Source organism: Enterococcus sp., from assembly GCF_032555305.1.
Lineage (GTDB): Bacteria > Bacillota > Bacilli > Lactobacillales > Enterococcaceae > Enterococcus_A.
Map to the genome: position 1 here is coordinate 98,220 of NZ_JAWGOQ010000008.1, position 22,541 is coordinate 120,760.

The window sequence follows — 22,541 nt, forward strand, 5'->3', positions numbered from 1 at the left end:
AATAATGTGAATTAGAAAGGATGTTTGCAATGGAAAATTGTATTTTTTGTAAAATCATCGATCAAGAAATCCCTAGCTACAAAATTTATGAGGACGATAAAGTCTACGCCTTTTTAGACATCTCACAAGCAACTAAAGGCCACACATTAGTTGTTCCTAAACAACATGTGAATGATATTTTTGAATATGATGAAGATTTAGCAGCAGATGTCTTTGCCCGCATTCCAAAAATTGCCCGGGCGATTGAAAAAGCTTTTCCTGAATTGGAAGGATTAAATATTTTAAATAATAATAAAGAATTAGCTTATCAATCTGTCTTCCATTCTCATGTTCATTTGATTCCACGATACAGCAAAAAGGACGATTTCTCGATTCATTTTGGCAATCACACAGATCAGCAGACACCAGAGGAAATGCAGGCGATCGCTGATAAGATCAAGGAGCAGGTGAACTAAATGAGCTTTTTTAAAGGACTTCTATTTGGTGCCGGTATTGGGACACTGGGCGGACTCCTATTAGCACCGCGTAAAGGTGAAGAAACAAGGGAAAGACTGATCACTAATACGCGAGAAATCGTCGTATTAACGGATGAACTCAATGATAATCTGACTGATTTTCGCGAATCTGTCACGAACCTAAAAGAAACCTTTGATACGTTGGTCCCTGCTTTTAAATCTGGCGTAGAAAAAGATATCGAAGAATTCCGTTTTCAAGCAGAGCCTCGCATCCAGCAGATCCAAGCGCAATTGGATAAGATTAATCAAGCGTTGCCTGAATCGGAAGAAAAAACAGTGATAAAAAAGGGCCGTTTTTCACTAGAAAGACCCGCTGAGGCGAAAGATTAATTTTTTGTTCCACTTAATTAATTGTGCCTTTATTGTGAATTTTCTCGGAAACTATTTTTAACCCCCTTTCTTTTGCATTTTTAGGTGTGTTATAGTTGAACAGGAATAACAAACGAATGTAAATTATAATATTAGGAGTTGTAGCACAGAAATGAAGAAAAAGATTCTTTTAGCCACTGCTGGCTTACTTAGTGTAATTGTATTGGGGGCTTGTTCAGGTGGTTCTGATCAAGACATCGCAACAATGAAAGGCGGAAAAATTACCGTCGAAGATTTTTATAATGAAGCAAAAAAAGAACAAACAAACCAAAGTTTAGTTCGTAACATGATCATCTATAAAGTTTTTGAGAATGCTTATGGTGATAAAGTAACTGATAAGCAAATCGATAAAGAATATGCAAAACAAGAAAAATCATTGGGCGACAGCTTCGAAAGCCAATTACAATCTGCTGGCTACACGAAGAAATCTTATAAAGAATATCTAAAACAATCTTTAGCTTTCCAAGAAGGCCTGAAAGCACATGTGAAGATTACCGATAAAGATACAAAAGCGGCTTGGGATTCCTTCCATCCAGAAGTCACTGCCCGTATTATCCTAGCTAGCAGCGAAGATGAAGCAAAAGAAATTAAGAAGCAATTGGATGATAAAGGTGATTTCGCGAAGATCGCTAAAGAAAAATCACAAGATTCAACAACGAAAAAAGATGGCGGCGAAATCAAATTTGATTCGCAATCAACAACTGTTCCTTCTGAGGTTAAAGAAGCAGCCTTTAAGTTGAAGGATGGCGAAGTTTCTGATGTGATCACAGCAATGGATTCATCAACTTACCAATCAAGCTACTACCTTGTGAAGATGGAAAAGAATTCATCTAAAGGTAACGACATGGATAAATACAAGAAAGAATTGAAACAAATCGCTGAAGATACAAAAATGGCCGACCAAACCTTCTCTTCTGAAGTCATTTCAAAAGAATTGAAGAAAGCCAATGTGAAGATCAAAGATGATTCATTCGAAAATATCTTGTCTGACTTCTTAACAACAAATAGCTCAAGTAAAAAAGCAACCGACTCATCAAAATAAATTATGAGTAGTCAAGGGGAATTCCAAGCGGAGTTCCCCTTTTTTTATGATTCATGCTACAATAAGGTAGCGAATACTTATAAGAAATTAGGTGAACAATGCATGAAGGAATTTGCCTCAAAAGAAGCAGAAAAAGATTATTATGAACACGAAGCGGATGAAGCTGAATTCGTCGCTTGGTATAAAGAACAAGACCATCCAGAATATGACAAGCCCTCAGTCACGGTCGACATTGTTATTATGGGCTATAACAAAGAGGAAGATCAGCTTAAGATACTGCTGATCCAACGCCGCGGCAACCCTTACCGCAATTCTTGGGCTCTACCAGGAGGCTTCGTTGAACGCAACGAATCAACAAATGACAGCGTCCGGCGCGAAACCGCTGAAGAAACTGGATTGACCATTGGTCGCAAAAGTGTCGAGCAGCTTCATACCTTCAGTACACCAAATCGTGATCCTCGTGGCTGGGTAATTACTGTCAGCTACTTAGCATTTATTGGTCAAGTACCACCAACGGCTGGTGATGACACACAAGATGCCCGCTGGTTCAATCTTGAGCGTCATGGTGAAACGATCTCTTTAACCAGTGATGACATTTCAATTGAGATTGAACTAGAGGCTGGAAAATCGGTCGGAAAAGATACCTTAGCCTTCGACCACAATGAAATCATTCGCAAGGCCTTCAATCGAGTTTTGAATAAAATGGATCACGAACCACTAATTCTACAAGTTCTAGGTGAGGAATTTACCATCACTGAAGCTCGTAAGGTGTTTGCGAAATTCTTAGGAGTCGATTTCAAGACCGTCGATCATTCGAATTTCAAAAAAGCGATGCTGCAATATTTTGATGAAATTGGCGAACGTCCAGTCGGTATCGGGCGCCCTTCAAAGATTTATCGCCTAAAAGACGAGATTGGTGAAAAAAAATAAAAGTTTTACTTACATGAAACTGAAAAATCTGTATATAATGGAAAAAGCAAAAAATAGAGCTTTCCATAACGCAGTGAAGATCCCGAGTGGCAATCGTAGCGAGTTATACGATTGCCACTTTTTTTGCTTCTGGCAAATTCATAAACAAATTATGAATTTGTGGTATCTAAAATTTAGGAGGATCTTTATGCCAAGTAATAAAAGAGAAAGTTTTGTGTATACGATAATGATGTGTTTTGTGATGGTATTTTGGATGAGTTTGTATAATATTTATTTACATTCAGGTGCTTTCACTTTAGAGGTTTTAAAATCTGCCTGGCTTGGTTTGCCATTAGGTTATTGCTGTGCCTTGCTTCTTGACTGGTTTGTGGTATCTGGGCCAGCCAAAAAAATTGCGTTCAAAATTTTGCCTACTTTCGCAAGCCCTTTGCGTAAAGTCCTGACTGTTTCCTGCTGCATGGTTTTACCAATGGTCTTCTTTATGTCCCTTTATGGTGCTGTTGAAGTCTTAAGTCATACACAAAATTGGAGTCAGCTGTTTATCGTTTGGGGTGTAAATATTTTGAAGAATGTCGTCATGGCTCTGCCCTTTCAATTATTCATTGCAGGCCCACTCGTTCGAAAAGTTTTCAGAAGAATTTTTCCTGTAGGCACGATTCTAGCATAACATCAAAATAACCGAGAACACATTTACGTGTGTTCTCGGTTATTTTGATTGACATAGGTTGCCAATTGTTCAGTTAAAATGTACAGTTGTTTTTCAAGAAATTCTACCCGTTCTTCTAGCTCACTAGTAGAATTTCGCTTGCCCTCACTTTCCTGTCTTTGATTCGAATAAAGTCTTGGCAAGCCTGATTTCTCATATCCCTCCAATAGTTGGGGAACTTTTTGATTGTCGATAATAACTTGCGTAGTAATTAAAATCTCACCGTCTTCATTAACTCTTTGATTTTCTTTTGTTTCCATCCCATCAAGAGCATTAGGACCGACGACGTAACCGGTTATTTTCTTAACAATCATCTGATTTTCTCTTAGCCAGCCATAAAATGTATTTTGATTAAGACCATACTCTCTCTTTACCTCGATTAGCTTCATTGCGTAACTCCTCTCCTTCAATGTTCAAAAAGATACGCAAAAAATTGAAATCTGTTCTTAATCTGCTAAATTAGCAAGGATTTCCTGATAACGCTTAGTAGCTAAATCGCTCACTTGATCTTTTTTGCAAAAGTTCAATTTACGCAATTTAGGTACGACCCGTTCCACCACGATCTGACCTTCAATCGTTTTTTTCTGTAATGCCGAAAAAGCCTCCAAGAAACGAGAATCCTTCCGAGCCTTTTTATAAAAAGACAAAACATAGAGGTAATAAAATAAGTCATAACCGCGGAATGGATACTCTACCTGCATAAACAATGTTCCAATTCCATAATGACATGAACCAAGCGGTAATTTAGTTTCCCAGTGATTTAACAAAAATTCGACAGCTTCATCCAACTCGACTTCCTCAACAAATTCCGTCCTGCGGAACAACTCCAGTGCATTCAAAGTCGGCAATGGATTGGAAAATTCGGTTTCTGGCCCTTTCCCAAAATAAAACTTTTTGCACCACCAGCCGCCATCTTTGTAACGAGTGGTTATTAAATGTTCCAAAGTTTCTTTCATTCGCAGATCATCCCCATGACCTAAACGAACCAATAATGTTGCTGCCGGAATTGTTTGGCATGGAAAGACCGCTCCTTTGGGATAAAGCTTAAATTCCCCCGGATCACGCCAATTTTCCCATAAAAGCTCCGCAACCTTCTGCAGAATCTCTTCTTGCGGATCCATCCCTAATTCCAATAAGTACTCCGCCGATTCTAAACAAGAAAAGGGCGCACCTTTGCCAAGGCGTCTGTCTTCAGTCGTCCAATAGTCCCATCCCTGATCGTAGCGATGATCTAGAATTGTTTGAATGTCTGCTTCGTTCATTGTATTCTCCTTTTTCCTATTAATGTATTTATTTTTCTTTCCAGAAAAATAAGTTTGATGTTCAAGCCGTATACCATTCTACTAGTCTTGCTGAAGCAAGAAGTAGAACTGGCATCCTTTTTCCTATTAATGTGTTTTTTTCTTTCCAGAAAAACAAGTCTGATGTTCAAGCCGTATGCCATTTCCAAAGCGCTTTCTTTTAAGTGTATCATAGTCAGTAAAAAATAGAGAACGTATTTTCGCATATGACTTCACTAACGTAGTGAAAATCTACTGTAAAAATTTGGTAGACAAAAAAACTCTCTCAAAAATTTGAGAGAGTAAAAGATACTTATTTTGCTTCTGCTTTTTTCATTTGCTTACTGCGTAATTGTCCGCAGGCTGCATCGATATCTGTTCCATGCTCTTTCCGAATCACACAGTTGATACCATTTTTCTTCAAGACATCGTAAAAACGCAAAACATCCGCTTTACTGCTGCGAGAATATTGGTCATGTTCGCTAACTGGATTATAAGGAATCAAATTAACATAGACTAACTTTTTCTTGTTCTTCATCAAGTCAGCTAGTTGCTGCGCATGATCTGGTCGATCGTTTACACCTGACAGCATGATGTATTCAAAGGTTACGCGGCGATTCGTTTCTTCTATATAATAGTCCACGGCTTCCATCAATTTTTCAATTGGGAAGCTGCGGTTGATGCGCATGATTGATGAACGTACTTCATTGTTTGGCGCATGCAATGAGATCGCTAAGTTGACCTGCAGACCATTTTCGGCGAATTTCTTGATCTTCGGAACGAGCCCGCTAGTTGAAACAGTGATGTGGCGAGCGCCGATCGCCATTCCTTTATCGTCATTAATAACACGAAGAAAATTCATTACGTTCGTGTAATTATCAAATGGCTCCCCGATTCCCATTACGACAACATGGGACACCCGTTCGTCTTCCCCACGTTCATCAAAATAGTGTTGGACTAACATGATTTGCGCGACGATTTCGCCAGCAGTTAAATCACGCTGCTTTTTCAATAAACCTGACGCACAAAATGTGCAGCCAATGTTACAGCCAACTTGTGTTGTTACACAGACAGATAAACCATATTCCTGACGCATCAAAACCGTTTCGATCATCAAATGATCGGGCAATTCAAATAAGTATTTAACAGTGCCGTCACTAGCTTCTTGAACGACCAGTTGTTTTAATGGGTTGATGATAAAATTTTCTTCTAATAAAGCAATTGTCTGCTTCGAAAGGTTGCTCATTTCGGCAAATTCTGTCACACGACTACGGTAAAGCCATTCCCAAACTTGCGTCGCACGAAATTTTTTCTCTCCGTGTTCCAAAAACCATTCGACCAATTCATCTCTGGTTAATCCATAAATTGAGATTTTTTCCAAGGTGTTTCCTCCTACTCAGTACCATCGAACACACGATGTGCTCGACACATTCGCTACATACTATAACCGATTCACAAAGAGAAAACAATCAACTTTGAAAAAAAGAAAAGAATGACAGGCACTTAGCCTCTCATTCTAATCCATCGATATTAGCAGCAATCTCGAATTTTTCGAAGTGTTCTTTGATTGCTTGGATTTCATCTTCATTCAGAGTCGGGACATTTTTCATACGATATTCCCAACCAAGATAGTCATACTTACTACTGCCATATTGATGAAATGGTAGTAAATGAACCTCTTTTATTTGCCGCTCAACTAGGAAATTGATAATCTGCTGAATATTTATTTTGTTTGTAGTATATTCTGGGATCAGCGGAATTCGCGGAATCACTTGAATTTCTTTATTCCTCAAAAGATAATCGAAGTTTTCTTCAACGATCATTGGATCAATCCCGATAATTCTTTTTGCTTCCTTTTGATCCATGATTTTCAGATCAAACAATACTTGATCAACATATGGCACAATTTTTTCGATTCGCTCAATTGGAAAACAACCAGTCGTCTCAATTGCTGTATGAATGCCGAGATTTTTTACTTCCTTCAAAAATTCGCCGGCAAATTCTGCCTGCATTAATACTTCGCCACCAGATAATGTCACGCCACCACCAGAGGTTCGATAAAATATGTCATCCTTCAACACTTCATCAAGTAATTCATCTTTTGATCGCCATGTTCCAACCTGCTCAATTTTTCCATTCTTTCGCCAGCTAGCTGGCTCGACTTTTTTTCGCGACTCAGGATTAGAGCACCATGGACAGCGCAATGGGCAGCCCTTCAAGAAGATCAATGTTCGAATTCCGCCGCCATCGTGTACAGAATAGCGCTGAATATTAAAGATTAATCCTTGATCCATTTTCATCCCTCATTCTATAATTGATGTTCCACCCGTGCGATAATATCGTCTTGAATCTGTTTGTTCAAATCAACGAAGAACGCACTGTATCCTGCTACCCGGACCAATAAACCAGAATATTTTTCCGGATACTTTTGCGCTTCTAATAACGTTTCTTTTGATTGCACATTAAACTGGACATGTTGGATTTTTAGCTTCGTAAATGCCATTAGAAAATCAGCGAATTTATTTAAGCCCTGTTGCCCCTTTAAGGTATTGGGCTGGAACTTCAGATTTAATAAGCTGCCGTTGACAGTCAGGTAATTGTCTAATTTACTAACAGATTTCAATACCGCGGTTGGGCCTAAATGATCTCGACCAACCATCGGTGATAATCCGCCATCGGCTAACTGTTCATGAGCTTTCCGTCCATCTGGTGTTGCTCCTACCGCTTCGCCCAATGGGATATGTGCTGAAACCGTATAAGCTCCAGGAATAAATTTCCCTCCACGTACATTTTCGTATTTCTCCAACTCTTTGGCATAGTGGCGGAATAATCTCGCTGCGATGATATCCAACTCTTCATCATCATTGCCGAATTTTTCAAAATCTTGGATTACATGTGTTTGCAATCCGACATATTCTCCAGTGAAATTTGATTCCAGAGCATTGACCAACTGACTAAAGGTCATTTCTTTATTTTCGAAGATCATTTTTTTGATAACGTAGAGTGAGTCACTTAGATTAGCTTCACCGATTCCTTGCACACCAGAAAAATTGTAGCGTGCGCCGCCTTCTGTAACATCCTTTCCATTTTCTAAACAATCATTGATCAAGACAGATAGGAATGGTGTTGGCGCATAATGGCGATGCCCTAAATCCACAATGTTAGAACCTTTCACCACCAGCTCTACATAATAATCGATTTTCTGTTTGATCGTTGCTACAAGTTCCTCATAGGTTAGATCTTCTTTATCACGCAGCTCATATATGCTTAATTCCATGATTCGTAATAAATTGAAAAGAGCGATGTCATGCAGCCCGTAGGTTTTCCCCGGAATAGAAGTCTCCACACAGCCAACCGTCGCATAATCTCGGGCATCATCAAGTGACACTCCCTTGCTTAAAAAGGCTGGAACACACACTTCATCATTGAATAGCTGCGGGATACCTGTTCCTAAACGAATCGTTTCAACAGTTTTTAGCAAGAAGCGGCGAGGGATCAACTCATTCATGCGTACCGATAAATTGGGCTGAGGCAATAAAATTTCATGGTAAAGCTCTAGCATTACAAAGGATAATGGATTCACCGACGTATGACCCAATTCATCTAGTCCACCCAATACGACTGTGTAACCAGTTGGAAATCCAGCGAAACATTTGGCACTGCTCTCAGAACGCAAGAGCACAACATCGTTCGTCTTAATGTAAAAATCACCCAATACTTCATACAGGAATTCTTTCGTAATCCCGGCCTGTAGTGATGCTTCGTAGAATGGATACAAATACTGATCCATTCTGCCTAATGAAAGTGAAGAAGCATTGGATTCATATTGACCCACGATACTGGTCATCCATAATAGCTGCAAGGCTTCATAGAAGGAATCAGGCTTTTCTGAGCTTAATTTGCGGCACATTTTCGCAATCGTCGTTAATTCTTGTTGACGCTTTAAATCTTTTTCTTTTACACTCATTTCCTCTGCCAGTTTACCATAGCGTAAAAAATGATCTCCCATCGCGGCAAAAACGATTCTTCCTGCTTCATAAAAATGATTTTCTGGTTCCTCAGCAATTTTTTCATCCAACAGCTCAAGATAGCTGCCGATTCCCTGCGATAAAATTCCCGGGAAATCCATAATAATGTGCCCCTGCCCTTTATCGGTTTGGTTCAACTTGAAGACTTCATCCTTCAATGCAGTTTTTACTTCCTCTGTCAGCTCCCCATTGATGAAATCTTTCATCGAACGCTTTTCCCAATAGGGGTACAGTTCTTCGCGATAAATCTTTTTGTCCGCTTCTGTAAATTCAAATTGATCCTGCGGACGTGTGGCGATCGTATCAATCTCTTCCATGATCCAATATGGATCCATCTCCGGCGAAAGGATGCCTGAACGTGGACGAATCGTGCGATTTCCAACTAATAGTTCCCCTTCACGAATACTGATTTCGACCTTTGCCAAAATATGTGCCACCGCTTTGGCCCTGCGAATAATCGTTGGCTCTCCCTCATTCTGACGATAGCTTTCCGTATAAAGCAACGCACGCTCCAAAGAAATTTGGCGTTTTTCCTTAAATAAATGATCCTTCATTTGTTGAATCCGTGAATTTCCTTTTACTACTACATTGGCGATATTCTGCGCTTGATTAATGACTCCTGATCCCATTTTATTTCCTCCTTTTCAGCTCACTCTCAGTATAGAAAGGTTTTTCGTTTGAAACTATATGATTCTTTGAAATATCGCAAATAAATTGGATTTGTGCAATATTTCCCAAGTTTTTTGTTGTTTTTGTTGGATTCCCATGCTAACTTAAATGAAAAGACTGTCTATCCAACCAACTTAGACAGTTTATCTTGCTCCTGTAAAATGCGAAGAATGGTAGTATTCAATCCGAACTAGCATTGCTGAAATAATTACTTAAAAAGGGGAATGACAATGAAAGCTGTTGAAATCGCTCAACGTCGAAAAGAGATCACTGAGCTTTTGTATCAACAAAACGAACTAAAAGTATGCGACTTAGTGAAAATATTTCAAGTCTCTGATGAAACTATTCGTAAAGACTTAACCTATCTTGCCAAAGAAGGTATTTTGGAGAAGCATCATGGCAAAGCAATACTGGTTAAAGAAAAGGAATTAGCCCCTGTTTTCCAACGAACCACTCAGTTTGCCGAAAAGGATCGCATCACCCATGCTGCTTTAGATTTCATCACACCTGAAGATTTTACGATCGGTTTGGATCAAGGGAGTACTATAGCCCTGCTAGCCAAGAAGATGCTGTCCTTAGAAAAAAAACAAATTTTTACCAGCTCATTAGCGGCGATTACTCAACTTTCGATCAGCCAGCATAAACTTTTTTGTTTTGGCGGTGAATATTCACCTGCCGACATGGCTTTTCGCAATAGCGGGAATGAGGTTTTTCCTGATATTCAATTTGATCTCTGCTTTTTCGGTTCAAGCGGCGTGAAAAATCGCAAAGGCTTTTGTACCTCTTCCTTAATTGATGCCGAAGCCAAACGCCGGATGTTAAAAAAATCCACCAAAAAAATCGTGCTGCTGGATCACACGAAGTTTGAGCGAACCTCTCTTGTACAGGTCGCTCCATGGTCCGAAGTTGATATCGTTATTACGAGTAAAGGTTTGCCGCTAGATTATGAACGCATGATCCGTGCAAATGCAAAATTAGTTTTAGTTTAAAAAAGCTGTGCCGAAGACGTCTTCGGCACAGCTTTTTACATGATCTCAATATCTAAATCAAAGTCGTCTTCAACTCCGACTGTTTGGCTGCCTTCCTCAATGACTGGTTTTTTCAGGACAATTACGATTCCAGCAGTAATCACTGAGCCAATCACGGTTCCAAGAATGTAAACTAATGGATTTTGTGCGACAGGTGCAACGATCCAACCACCCCATGGTGCTGGATTGCCTGCACCTAACACCATGGCAATAGCAGCTCCTACCGCACTGCCAATCATGTTCGCCGGAATACAGCGCAACGGATCCGCCGCAGCAAACGGGATCGCTCCTTCTGAGATTCCTACCATTCCCATCACAATTGCAGCCTTGCCAGAGTTTCTTTCTTCAACTGTAAACTTTTTTGGAGCAACAATCGTCGCCAGACCCATTGCCAGCGGCGGGATACAAATTGCCGCACCAATCCCGGCCATAATCGTCAACGCTGTATCACTGGGCAAGCCAGTTGCTGGATTGATCGTTCCAACCATTGCTGAGCCAAAACTGAAAGCAACTTTATTGATCGGTCCGCCCATGTCTGAAGCGATCATCGCACCTAAAATCAATCCAAGAACAACCAGATTCCCTGTTCCCATCGACTCCAACCACTTTGTTAATGCTGTCATCATCGAAGCGATCGGCTGACCAATCACCCAATACATCAGGACTCCAACGATCAGCGTTCCAAACAATGGAATAATAAAGATCGGACCCAGTGAACGTAAGCTGGATGGCAATTTGATTTTCTTCAAGTAAAAGACCACGATCCCTGCGACGATCCCTGACAATATCCCGCCTAGAAAACCAGCTCCGATATTGCTGGCGATCAGTCCGCCGATAATTCCTGGAGCTAGACCTGGGCGATCCACCATAGAGAAGGCAATATAGCCAGATAAAATCGGCACCATCATACCAAGTCCCGTAATCCCAATATTTGCGATATCTGCTAACCAGCCTTTATCTGGTACAGATGCATTCCCTGAAAGTAAGACACTTAATGCGAGTAAAATCCCACCAGCAACAACAAATGGAATCATATATGAGACACCTGTCATCATGTTTTTTCTTGTATTTTTTAATAATTCAATCATTCCCGTACCTCCTAGTTCATCCTTCAGAATCATTTTCACTATGTTCATCATTCCGCTAAAGTATGGCCCTTTCTACTCTGACAAGCGGAGTTAACAGTCTATTTCGCTAATTTTTGCTGGATCTTCTTAACGATCGCTTCGCCTTTGTTGATGCAATCTCCTGCACTGACACGGACTACTGGCTTGCCTTTAAAGCGATCCTCATTTTTGATGCCAATATTATTAGTCAAAATTACTGCGTCCGCACCGTTGATCTGATCCATTGTCAATTCATTCTCAATCCCGATTGAACCTTGAGTCTCTACGTGAATATCCACACTGTTTTTCTTTGCGGCAACTTCTAAACTTTCAGCGGCAAGATACGTATGGGCAACTCCTGATGGACATGCTGTTACTGCGACTAATTTCATAATGATTTCCTCCTAGTATTTTTTATGCTACGACGCCTGCTAGGCTATCGTTTAGTAAATTCACAATTTCTTGATCACTTGATGCTTGCTGCAGCGTGTCACGAAACTCTTGGTGGACTAATTTTCTTGACAGTCCGGCAATGATTCTTAGATGCTGGTCTCCTTGGCATTCCTCAGGTACCGCCAGCAGAAAGACCAGTCCCACATTTTCTCCGTCTAAACTTTGCCAATCGACTTTATTGTTTAAGCGACCAAAAGCTACGGTTGTCTCTTTGACATGCGGACTCTTTCCGTGAGGAATCGCTATTCCAAAGCCAATTCCAGTCGTTGTTAAATTTTCACGCTCAACGACACTTTCTACATAACCAGCGTGGTCATGTAACCGTCCTGCTTGATTGATCCGATCCGCTAAGACATTGATAGCGGTCATTTTTGAATCTGCGTCAATCGCTAAATCAACTAATTCTTCGTTAATCACTTGCATTTTTTCTACCTCCTGCTAATCGCTTGATATATTTCTGTTGCATCTCTTTCAAAGAAGAAACGCGTTAACTTTTTTTCTGACTGGACGATTTTATGAATATCTGTGATGACTCCCCGAACCAGTTTGCGATCACTTTTTGCGATACACATCAATAAAACATAGTGTATCTTTCGCTGGTCCCACATAATCGGCTGCGCCAATGTGACGATGGCAATTTTTGATTGTAAAACATTTTGCGGCGATGCATGCGGAATCGCTACTCCTGTTGCTAATGCCGTCTCGCCGATCGCTTCGCGCGCAAATACCTCTTTGCGAAACTCTTTCGTCACGACTTGTTTTTTCTCCAACTGATTGATTAGCCAGTTCAAGCAAGCTTGTTTATCCGAGAAGCATTTATGAGTGTAAATAAAATCTAGGTAAATGACATCTCTCAAATAGGGAAAGTCCAAAATCTCTGCTTCATCTGGCTCTTCCGAATAAAAAAGGTTTGAGTAAAGCGATGTGATATTTTTAATATCTTCTTGTGTAACTAGAGTCGAGACCTTAATGATAGGTTTATTGACATTTTCCAGCTTAACTGAAGAAATAATCAGATCGACATTATCAAGATTTTTCCTATACAACTTGTCGATCGTTGTGATTTCAGCGATGTCCTGAGCCGGTAAAATGCGCTTGATCTTATTGAAAATCAATTCTGAAGTCCCCATTCCGTTTGGACAAACAATCAAAATCTTTTTGCCATTTTGACTCTTTTCCAATGAAACTTGAAAATACATTGCCACTAATGCGACTTCTTCGTCATTGAAATGAACACCCAATTTTTTCTCAGCATTGGCTAATGCGTACCAGGTTGCACTGAAGGTAATCGCATATTGAGTCCTGATCTCCTCTACTAACGGATTGGTAATTACAATGCCCATCTTCAGTCGATAGATCATCGGAATAAAATGGCTGGTAAATCGCTCGGACAATTGTACGTCTGATAAAAAGTCCACCTGCATGATCTCACTCATATTTTTCAAAACCTTATGAATCGTTTCAGCGTACCGCTCATGACCTTCTTGCTCTTTAGTATGGAGCTTTACACCGTAACCAACTAGTTGGCGGTTTACATAGGAAATATCCTCTTCGTCATAATCAATAACAATTGATTCCGCAACTTTTTTCAGCAGCTCATTGGCGATCAGATACGTATCAATCATTTTTATTTGATCGAATAGGAACTCCTTCTCCTCGATGTGATTGCCCTTCATTAATCGAAAGCAAAAGACAACTAAACGAATAAGTAATGATTTCATATACTGTTCCGGAAAATAGAATTCCGGCTGCTGCTTTACCTTTTTCAGCTGTTCAAAAATGACTGTAATCAGCTGCTGCGGAAACAGGTTGCTCAAGGTTTCCTTGGTTGTTTCTTGAAACAAGTCTTCTGAAATAATCTCATTAGAATCCAAGTACTCCTCACAAAAACGAAATAACGCGTGTTGAATCTCCTCTTCACTTCCACTAATCTTTGTTCCTCGTTTTGACGCAGAAAGTGTAAAGCGATATTTCTCAATCAGTTTTTCTAAATCACTGGCGATCGAAGTGGGACTCACATGAAAGTGTTGCGCCAGCATTTGCTGTGTTACTGTCTCCTCGTCAATCAGTAATCGTTTGGCAATCAACCATTGCCGTTCTTGTGTGCCTACTTTCGGCTCTATCGAATATCCATTGATCCGCTCCAATACCACTAGCTTTTCCGCGACAGTCCCGCTTAGTTGTATTCCGACTCGCGGCTTCTTTTCCAAAATAAGTGAGTCATTTGATAGAAACGTTTGGATTTTTTTTAGATCTGAATAAATCGTTCGGCTCGACTTTCCAAGCTTTTCAGAATAAAAGGCTACTGGTAAATAGTGCTCATTCTGAACAAGCAAATGAATCAATTTTTTCTGACGTGGATTCAACTCCTCCATTTTTTTGTCCTCCAATTGTAAGCGCTTATCAATCTAACAAAAAGATAGCACAGGCTTTTTCTATTGTATAACACATAAAAGTTACACATTAATGTTGAAATTTATTCATTCTGTTCGCCTTCTAACAAAACGGGTTGACTTATTTTTCATACAAAGCTGACAATGACGCGCTTTTACGCAAAGAGAGTTAATAGATAAAAAACCAAAAGAAGGACCTTTTTCAATCAAAACTTACAATTGTTTCGCACATATGTGCAATTCTATATAAAGTTTAAAATAAGTTGCGACACGGCGAATCTTTTTCTACGTTGCTGTTTTATAGAAAAAAACAGTCTTGCCAAACGGATTTTTGGCAAGACTGTTCCTATTCTTAACTATTCATCTAATGGATTCTCTAGTTCTTCTTCCGCTTTTTCTATGAAGACCTCTCGCGGCTTGCTGCCGGTAGAAGGTCCGATCACGCCACGTTCTTCCAATTCATCAACAATACGAGCAGCACGGTTGTAGCCGATGCGGAAACGGCGTTGTAGCAAGGAAATACTAGCGGTCTGCATCTCGACTACCAATGCTTTCGCTTCCTCATACAATTCGTCTTGTGGTGTTTCTGATGGTGAGGAAGAAGTTTCTTCTGTCGGCATCATTTTTTCTTCGTAATGTGCTTCCTGCTGATCGGAGACGAATTCTACCACTCGTTCGACTTCGTGATCAGAAATAAACGCCCCCTGCACACGGATCGGTTTGTTTTCACCCATTGGCAAGAACAGCATATCCCCACGACCTAGAAGTTTTTCGGCACCATTGCTGTCAATGATCGTCCGTGAGTCTGTACCACTAGATACAGCAAAGGCGATCCGAGACGGCACATTGGCTTTAATGATCCCGGTAATAACGTCAACACTTGGCCGTTGAGTGGCAAGAATCATATGGATACCGGCCGCCCGAGCCATTTGGGCTAAGCGAGTAATCGCATCTTCGACTTCATTACTTGCTACCATCATCAAGTCGGCTAATTCATCCACGATAACAACAATAAACGGTAATATCGGACGATTTTGTCCATCCTCCAAGTTTTTCTGAATGACTAATTCATTGAAGCCAGAAATATTCCGCACACCAGTTGCGGCGAATTTTTCATAACGTTCTTCCATTTCCTGTACCACTTTTTGCAGCGCCTGTGCCGCTTTTCGCGGATTGGTTACAACAGGGGTCAGTAAATGTGGAATCCCATTATAGACATTTAACTCGACCATTTTCGGATCGATCATCATTAATTTTACTTCATTCGGCTTCGCCCGCATCAAGATACTTGTGATGATTCCATTGATAGAGACGGACTTCCCACTACCAGTTGACCCTGCAACCAGCAAGTGAGGCATTTTCGATAGATCAGCTGTTTGGACCATACCAGAAATATCTCGACCTAATGGAACTTCCAACAGTTTATCTGGATGGTTCGGCTGGGCCTCGATGATGTCTCGGAACGAAACCATGCTGATCGTACTATTTGGTACTTCGATCCCAATCAATGATTTACCAGGAATTGGTGCTTCCATCCGCACATCTTTGGCGGCTAAAGCTAAAGCGATATCGTCCGTTAAGTTGACGATCTTGCTGACTTTCACACCGACTGCCGGCTGCACTTCAAATTTCGTAACAGATGGACCTAAGCTGGCTTTGACGACCTTTGCATCTACGCCAAAGCTGTTGAAGGTTTTTTCCAGTACTTTGATATTTTGTTCAATTTTTTTGTATTCGTCACTTTGATCCGCTGCAGGTATCGAATCCAGTAAAGTTGAAGGAGGTAATTGATAATCATGATCCTCCGGTTCGGCATTGATTTCAAATTCCAAATCTCCAGGATCGTCAATCTCCTCTTCATCAACCTCGGGTTTTGTCTTGGCAAGCGGCGTTGTTGTTGGCTCCAGATTTTCTTGGAAGCCTTCAATCGGCACTAAGGTCATTTGCTCCGGCTCTTTCTCTAAATGCTCTTGACTCTCTTTTGCCAGCTGTTCACCTGGTGTTAACGAACGCACTCTATTTTTCTCACGTTCTGCCAGTTCTGCTTCCATTTTCGCCTTTTCAGCTGCTTGTTTTTCCGCTTTGGCTTGGGCTTTTTGTGCTTGCCGCTCTTCTTTTTTAGCAGCTTTTAAGGCTTTTTTCTCATCTGATTCAGAGAATTTCTCCCTCATCGTATCGACGAAATTTGCTAAGTAATCGGTCACTTGATTGAATTCCAACTGGCTGAACAAAAATATGCCGAGGATCAATAACAATCCAGCGATCAGATAGCTGCCGACCTGCGACACTAGGAAGTGGGTTAAATTGTAAATTGCACCGCCCAGCATCCCGCCACCGACATTTTGGCTGATTTGATTTCCTAAAAAGTCGATCATCAAAAGATCCCACGTCGTTTTCAAAATATTCGGATCCTGACTCTCAACCTTCATAAACAAACGAGCATGAAGAATCAATAGGATTCCTAAGTAAAAAACTCCGATCCCAATCCATCGCCGCGGCTTGCTGATTCGCAGCTTCGTATTTTTGGCTACCAGCAATCCGCCATATAGTCCCAACAGCAGCGCCAAAAATTGATAAGTATTGCCGCCGATCATTCGCAATACATTCGCAATCAGATTTCCTAAAAATCCTAATTTAAATATGGCAAAGACAGTAAATAAAATAAATAAAAGCCCAAGACCGATGATCAGGCGCTGTTCTTGTAGTTGTTTTTGCTTTTTCGTTTTTCTTTTTTTCTTTGTACGCTTTTTTTGCGCCATGTTATCCCTCTTTCCATTCTGTACTATTATACAAAAAAAAGAAGGCGAACAAAAGTTTTGCTCGCCTTTTCTTTTTGGTTAATTAAAATTTAAGAGGCTGTTCTGCTTACTCTTTTGGTAAAGACAATTCTTCACCGAACCACTTCTTAGAGATTTCTGCATATTTGCCGTCGTCTTGTAATTCTTTGAAGGCACTGTTAATTTTTTCTACTAACTCTTTATCACCCTTACGAGCACCTACCGCGAAGTTTTCATTTTTGAAACCAACACTGAAAATGTTGTAATCATCCAGTTTATTTGCTTTCTTTAAATAGTAATCTGCATAAACCTTATCGATTAATACACCATCGATCCGACCATTTTCTATATCAATCATGGCTTCATTGAAACTGTCATATAAAGTAGCATCGTTATCTTTAACGATATCCTTCAATGTCTCTGTTTCATTATTGAAGGCTTCGTAACCAGAAGAACCTTCTTGAGCACCTAAAACTTTATCCTTCATGTCGCTTGCTTTCGTAATCCCGCTATCTTTTTTAGTCACTAAGACTTGCTCATTCTGCGCGTAAGGATCAGAGAACAATACTTTCTTTTCCCGAGATTTTGTCACAGTGTAGCCATTCCAAATCAAGTCAATTGTTCCATTGTCCAACTCGTTCTCCTTCATGGACCAATTAATTGGTTGGAACTCTGCTTTAATATCATATTGTTCAAAGACAGCTTTCGCTAAATCAATATCAAAACCTACGATCTCTCCATCTTCATCTTTGAAGCCCATCGGCACAAAGGTATCATCTAAGCCAATCGTGATTTTTTTATCCTTTTCGATGGTTTTCCAGCTGTCGTCTCCACTGGCTTCTTTCTTTCCACAAGCAGTTAACGTTACCAATGCTAAAACAGCGACCATTCCCAAAACAAATTTTTTCAATTTCATACTTACTCCTCCAATGTTTTTATTTATTTGATAGGTTCTACCTTCAATACCTTGTCACCAATCTCTTCTGCAAAATCCAAATCATGAGTAACCACAATCTGTGTCACACCATCCGCTTTTAATCCTAAAATTAAACTTGCAACCTGCTGACGCAAGGCAGGATCCAAAGCACTCGTCGGTTCATCGTACGCTAAGACTTTAGGGTTCATTGCCATCGCCCGAGCAATCGCTAGACGTTGTTTTTGCCCACCAGATAACTGATAAGGATAGTTAGTTAATAACTCTTCGATTTCCAACAGTTTTGCTAGATGATTCGCTTTATCCGTGTATGTTTCTTTGTCCTGCTTTAGAACTAATCGTGGCCCTATCGTAATGTTTTCCAGTACACTCAAATGTGGAAACAATTGAAAGTCTTGGAAAACAACTCCGACGACTTGTTCCTGTTGTTTCGAACTAGTCGGATCAAAAGGCTCTCCATCAAGTAAAAACGTACCGCTATCAGCAGTCTCCAATCCAGCCAACGTTCGTAACAAAGTCGTTTTCCCACCGCCAGATGGTCCAACGATTGCTAATATCTGTCCCTCTGGAATGACTAAATCTAAATTGTTGATCACTTTCTTACTGCCAAACGATTTATTTACATTTTTTAATTCGATCATTTTTTCCACCTGCCTAACGATAATAGTTCAAACGATTTTCGAGTTGTTTCAGAATGACTGAAGTAACACCAGTCAGTGCTAAATAAATAATGGCTACTCCGAATAATGGGAGTAATGTGGTGTCGCGTTCCATCGCGATTTTCCCAGCTCTCATCACGTCAGATAGGCCAAGAATATAGACAAGTGAAGTATCTTTCACTAAGTTGATGACTTCATTTCCTACAGATGGTAAAACAATCTTCACTACCTGCGGAATAATGATTCGGGTGATTGTTTGAACAGGCGTTAATCCGATAACTTTTGAAGCTTCATACTGTCCAACAGGGATGGATTGAATCCCACCACGAAAAATTTCGGCATAATAAGCGGCGTAATTCAAGACGAACGCGAAAAGCGCCGCATCAAAGCGATCAAAGATAATCCCAACTAACGGCAGACCATAAAAGACAAAAATTAATTGTAAAAGCAGTGGCGTACCGCGCATAATCCAAACGTAAAAACGCAAGATCCATTGCAGTGGTTTAAACTTACTTGCTAGTCCGAAAGATAGCAAAATCCCTAGCGGCAATGAGCCTAATATTGTAAAAGCAAATAATTTCAGTGTTGTCGTTGCCCCTTGTAATAATTGCGGCATGACGTCGATCAAATAATTCATCCCAATATCCCTCCATTTTTTTCGAAAGTTGCACGGCCTTTCGAATCTTTCTCAAAATACAATGAACGCCCTCTGGTAAAAATACCAGAGGGCGTTATATACGCGGTTCCACCTCATCTTTGTCCTTTTCTCGCAAAAAGAACCTCTACGAGTCAGTAGTGTCCAGCAGGTAAAAACAAAAAAGTCCTTTAGCCGCTTGGGCTAAAGGACGTAATTACGTGGTTCCACCTTTTTTCATCGTCGTCTCACAACGAGCGATCTCAACTGGTCAATCTGACCTCTGCTGTAACGGGCTCTCCCGGATCAACCTACTTGATTCAGCTGATCGACTCAAAGATGTGGTTCACAAATCATTGCTGCCTCTTCTCACCTACCAGAGACTCTCTGAGAACAAATGAACTGCTACTCTTCTTTTCATTGTCATTTGATTAAGTTGAGTCATACTTTACACGCCTTTTCAGCGTTTGTCAATAACGAACCTTCATCTTTTTATAATCGATCTCAAATTTAGTTTTTAGGAACAAACTGAAACTTCGCCCAAGGCTTCAAGAAATCCAGCATGATCAATTCTTCTTGCGGAATCTTACCAACTAAATTTTTTCTTGAATCACTATGAGGTTCTAAAACAATTTGTAATTCGTTTTTGTATTTACCAAACTCATCATTGCCGACTACCACATCACCGATTTGGAATTCTTGTGTATTGTCATGAACTGGATTCGCGACATCCGCATATTTTACCCGAACCATCGTTGAACGAACAGCTGTAGAGGTAATATCTCCACGACGGAAATGTTTTGGATCAGCGACAATTTTACGTTCGATTTCAGTAGCTTTTGGCACAAACTCAATTCCTAGGCTTAACTTGTAGCGATCAACAGCCGCTACTTTCTCCAGCTCTTCATCGGAAGCATAGGCATTTCCGATAATAACGGTATCAATCAAGCCAGTCGCAAACATGTGACGTGCCTGCAAATCAATCGGGATATGACGGTGCATTTCTAAAGTCGGCAGCCCATCATTCACATCCCACGGACCATATTCTGCATCATGACTAGTAATAAAAGCCGCCGTTTTGATTCCATGGCCCTTGAAGCGCTCGCTGCAGCTGATGAAGAAATCATATGGCAGCGCTGAACCTTCTTGCGGGTAAAAATTATGACAACCATAGATAAATGGCTCGTTCGCTTCATAGGATAAAATATTATCAAGGTAAGCGACATTGTTACTCATGTTCAGCTCAATCGCCAAGCCTTCAGGATTGTAACTCAGCATCGCTTCCTTATTGCCATCAAAGCCTTCATCTAAACGAATTCCTTCCGCACCTAGCTCGGCAAAGAAGCTTAAGTCATCATAGGAAATGCCCAAATCGTCAAAAATTGATGGCGCAATATCCAAGACCGTTTCAAAGCCAAGATCCTTCGCGTAATGAATGATACTGCCGAATTTCTCGCTGACTTTTTCTTTACCCTCAGTCACTTCCAGCATGCTCATAAAAATCCGTGTAAAACCAAGCTCTGCTGCTTTTTTGATGTAGTCACGATCCGCCTGCGGATCACTATGATCGGGATAAACCGAAATTCCTAGTTCACGTTTCACTTACTTTCCTCCTAATTGGATTAATCTGCTAAGCCGTTTCTGTCAGTCACTTCTTTGAACCAGTAACCTGATTTTTTGATCGTTTTGATTTGCGTATGGATATTGTTTGAAATAAAGCCATATCGGTTTTTATAAGAGTTCAACCAAGACCAGCAATCAATTGGTGTCCACATATGGTAGCCAAAACAATTTGACCCTTCTTCGATTCCTTTGTGCAGCCATTCCAAATGCTCTTGAACAAAATCAATCCGATAATCATCTTCGATCATGCCTTCAGAATTTTTGAAGCGGTCTTCATTTGAAACACCCATCCCATTTTCAGATACGTACCACGGAATGTTTTTATAGTTTTCTTTGATGTTCACTGCAATATCATAAAGTGCTTTTGGATAAATTTCCCAACCGCGGTCCAAGTTCACCCGACGGCCCGGCATATCATACGCATCATAATAGCGGTCTGGCATCCATTCACCAACCGAATTTGGTGCTACATCCGGTGCTTTTACCCGATTTGGATGGTAAAAGTTGACACCTAAGAAATCAACCGTATTGTTTTTCAAGATTTCCTTCTCTTCGTCAGTCGTTTCCCACAAGACTTTGTCTTTCGTTAGCAACTCTTCCAATTCTGCTGGGAAATGTCCATAAACTGCTGGTTCCAAGAACATTTTGTTATTCCAAAGTTCAGCAATTCGCGCTGCTTCCTGATCTTCAGGAGCATCAGAGGCTGCATACGTCGGTGTCAGATTTAAAATGGTACCAATTTGCGCATCAGCAATCGCTAATTTACGAAAGGCTTGGATCGCTTTGGCTGAAGCTAAGTTCAAGTTGTAAGCTACCTGCACTGCTTTTTTCCCATTTACGATGTTTGGATAATGGAATTGGAATAGATACTCACCCTCAACAACTACCATTGGTTCATTGTGAGTCGCCCAGAATTTGACACGATCGCCAAATAATTCAAAGCATTTTTGAGCAAAACCAACGTATAGATCCACGACTTTTTTCGATTCCCAGCCGCCGTACTTATCATATAATTCTACAGGCAAATCAAAGTGATGCAGATTCATTACTGGAGTCATACCTTCAGCAATCATTGAATCAATCACATCGTTATAAAAATCCACGGCATCTTGATTAACCGTATTGGTTTCCAAGTCATCAATCAGACGGCTCCATTGGATGCTTGTACGCAAGCTATTCATACCAATTGAACGCATCATGTGAATATCTTCTTTGTAGCTATTATAAAAGTTTGATGCCACATCCGGTCCTACTTGATTATGGAATTTCTCTGGCTCGATCTCGAAATGATAATCGAAGACATTTGCGTGTTTTTTGTTAAAGCGCCCTTCACTTTGTGGACCAGAAGTGGCTGCTCCCCACCAGAAGTTATTTGGAAAAGTTTTCATTGTAGAT

General features: G+C 40.5%; 21 protein-coding genes and 1 other annotated feature. Of the genes, 6 read left to right on the forward strand and 15 right to left on the reverse strand.

The window, feature by feature from the left end; translation table 11 throughout:
• Positions 1-29: 29 nt before the first annotated feature.
• The 5 genes from E6139_RS08145 to E6139_RS08165 all read left to right on the forward strand — a co-directional run bounded on the left by E6139_RS08145 (position 30) and on the right by E6139_RS08165 (position 3,523).
• Entirely contained in the window at positions 30-455 is a 426-nt protein-coding gene (locus tag E6139_RS08145) for an HIT family protein (RefSeq protein ID WP_316402560.1), read from the forward strand.
• Positions 456-845, forward strand: a complete 390-nt coding sequence (locus E6139_RS08150) for a YtxH domain-containing protein (protein WP_316402561.1) — start codon at positions 456-458, stop codon at positions 843-845.
• A 151-nt stretch (positions 846-996) separates the two neighbouring features.
• Positions 997-1,926, forward strand: coding sequence for a peptidylprolyl isomerase (locus tag E6139_RS08155; RefSeq protein ID WP_316402562.1), 930 nt, complete (start codon positions 997-999; stop codon positions 1,924-1,926).
• A gap of 102 nt (positions 1,927-2,028) precedes the next feature.
• Positions 2,029-2,856, forward strand: a complete 828-nt coding sequence (locus E6139_RS08160; RefSeq protein WP_316402563.1) for an NUDIX hydrolase — start codon at positions 2,029-2,031, stop codon at positions 2,854-2,856.
• A 187-nt stretch (positions 2,857-3,043) separates the two neighbouring features.
• Positions 3,044-3,523, forward strand: coding sequence for a DUF2798 domain-containing protein (locus E6139_RS08165; RefSeq protein ID WP_316402564.1), 480 nt, complete (start codon positions 3,044-3,046; stop codon positions 3,521-3,523).
• A gap of 23 nt (positions 3,524-3,546) precedes the next feature.
• Here E6139_RS08165 and E6139_RS08170 read toward each other — a convergent pair whose 3' ends face one another.
• From E6139_RS08170 to E6139_RS08190, 5 genes are all read right to left on the reverse strand, one after another.
• On the reverse strand, positions 3,547-3,951 hold the full coding sequence (locus E6139_RS08170; RefSeq protein ID WP_316402565.1) for a hypothetical protein: 405 nt from the start codon (positions 3,949-3,951) through the stop codon (positions 3,547-3,549).
• Between the two features lie 57 nt (positions 3,952-4,008).
• On the reverse strand, positions 4,009-4,824 hold the full coding sequence (locus tag E6139_RS08175) for a prenyltransferase (protein WP_316402566.1): 816 nt from the start codon (positions 4,822-4,824) through the stop codon (positions 4,009-4,011).
• A 331-nt stretch (positions 4,825-5,155) separates the two neighbouring features.
• Positions 5,156-6,223 carry a 23S rRNA (adenine(2503)-C(2))-methyltransferase RlmN gene (gene rlmN, locus E6139_RS08180; RefSeq protein ID WP_316402567.1) on the reverse strand — a complete coding sequence of 356 codons (1,068 nt, stop codon included), beginning with the start codon at positions 6,221-6,223 and terminating at the stop codon, positions 5,156-5,158.
• A 130-nt stretch (positions 6,224-6,353) separates the two neighbouring features.
• Complete coding sequence (locus E6139_RS08185) at positions 6,354-7,136, reverse strand: glycyl-radical enzyme activating protein (protein ID WP_316402568.1); 783 nt, start codon at positions 7,134-7,136, stop codon at positions 6,354-6,356.
• A gap of 14 nt (positions 7,137-7,150) precedes the next feature.
• Positions 7,151-9,499, reverse strand: coding sequence for a formate C-acetyltransferase (locus tag E6139_RS08190; RefSeq protein WP_316402569.1), 2,349 nt, complete (start codon positions 9,497-9,499; stop codon positions 7,151-7,153).
• 270 nt (positions 9,500-9,769) lie between these two features.
• On the opposite strand from E6139_RS08190, the gene E6139_RS08195 reads away from it, so the two are divergent.
• Entirely contained in the window at positions 9,770-10,528 is a 759-nt protein-coding gene (locus tag E6139_RS08195; RefSeq protein WP_316402570.1) for a DeoR/GlpR family DNA-binding transcription regulator, read from the forward strand.
• Positions 10,529-10,563: 35 nt separating this feature from the next.
• On the opposite strand, the gene E6139_RS08200 is transcribed toward E6139_RS08195, so the two are convergent.
• The 10 genes from E6139_RS08200 to E6139_RS08245 form a co-directional block, all read right to left on the reverse strand.
• Positions 10,564-11,655, reverse strand: a complete 1,092-nt coding sequence (locus E6139_RS08200; RefSeq protein WP_316402571.1) for a PTS fructose transporter subunit EIIC — start codon at positions 11,653-11,655, stop codon at positions 10,564-10,566.
• Positions 11,656-11,753: 98 nt separating this feature from the next.
• Positions 11,754-12,065, reverse strand: coding sequence for a PTS fructose-like transporter subunit IIB (locus E6139_RS08205; RefSeq protein WP_316402572.1), 312 nt, complete (start codon positions 12,063-12,065; stop codon positions 11,754-11,756).
• A 22-nt stretch (positions 12,066-12,087) separates the two neighbouring features.
• A complete protein-coding gene (locus tag E6139_RS08210; protein WP_316402573.1) occupies positions 12,088-12,549 on the reverse strand; it encodes a fructose PTS transporter subunit IIA in 462 nt (153 codons plus the stop codon).
• Between the two features lie 5 nt (positions 12,550-12,554).
• Complete coding sequence (locus E6139_RS08215) at positions 12,555-14,501, reverse strand: BglG family transcription antiterminator (RefSeq protein ID WP_316402574.1); 1,947 nt, start codon at positions 14,499-14,501, stop codon at positions 12,555-12,557.
• A gap of 374 nt (positions 14,502-14,875) precedes the next feature.
• Complete coding sequence (locus E6139_RS08220; protein ID WP_316402575.1) at positions 14,876-17,278, reverse strand: DNA translocase FtsK; 2,403 nt, start codon at positions 17,276-17,278, stop codon at positions 14,876-14,878.
• Positions 17,279-17,384: 106 nt separating this feature from the next.
• A complete protein-coding gene (locus E6139_RS08225; protein ID WP_316402576.1) occupies positions 17,385-18,212 on the reverse strand; it encodes an amino acid ABC transporter substrate-binding protein in 828 nt (275 codons plus the stop codon).
• Between the two features lie 23 nt (positions 18,213-18,235).
• Positions 18,236-18,871, reverse strand: a complete 636-nt coding sequence (locus E6139_RS08230) for an amino acid ABC transporter ATP-binding protein (RefSeq protein ID WP_316402577.1) — start codon at positions 18,869-18,871, stop codon at positions 18,236-18,238.
• A gap of 13 nt (positions 18,872-18,884) precedes the next feature.
• A complete protein-coding gene (locus E6139_RS08235; RefSeq protein ID WP_016181425.1) occupies positions 18,885-19,526 on the reverse strand; it encodes an amino acid ABC transporter permease in 642 nt (213 codons plus the stop codon).
• 84 nt (positions 19,527-19,610) lie between these two features.
• Positions 19,611-19,953, reverse strand: a binding site (T-box leader).
• 80 nt (positions 19,954-20,033) lie between these two features.
• A complete protein-coding gene (locus E6139_RS08240; RefSeq protein WP_316402578.1) occupies positions 20,034-21,125 on the reverse strand; it encodes a DUF871 domain-containing protein in 1,092 nt (363 codons plus the stop codon).
• Between the two features lie 20 nt (positions 21,126-21,145).
• Positions 21,146-22,534 carry a glycoside hydrolase family 1 protein gene (locus E6139_RS08245; protein WP_316402579.1) on the reverse strand — a complete coding sequence of 463 codons (1,389 nt, stop codon included), beginning with the start codon at positions 22,532-22,534 and terminating at the stop codon, positions 21,146-21,148.
• Between the last annotated feature and the right edge of the window lie 7 nt (positions 22,535-22,541).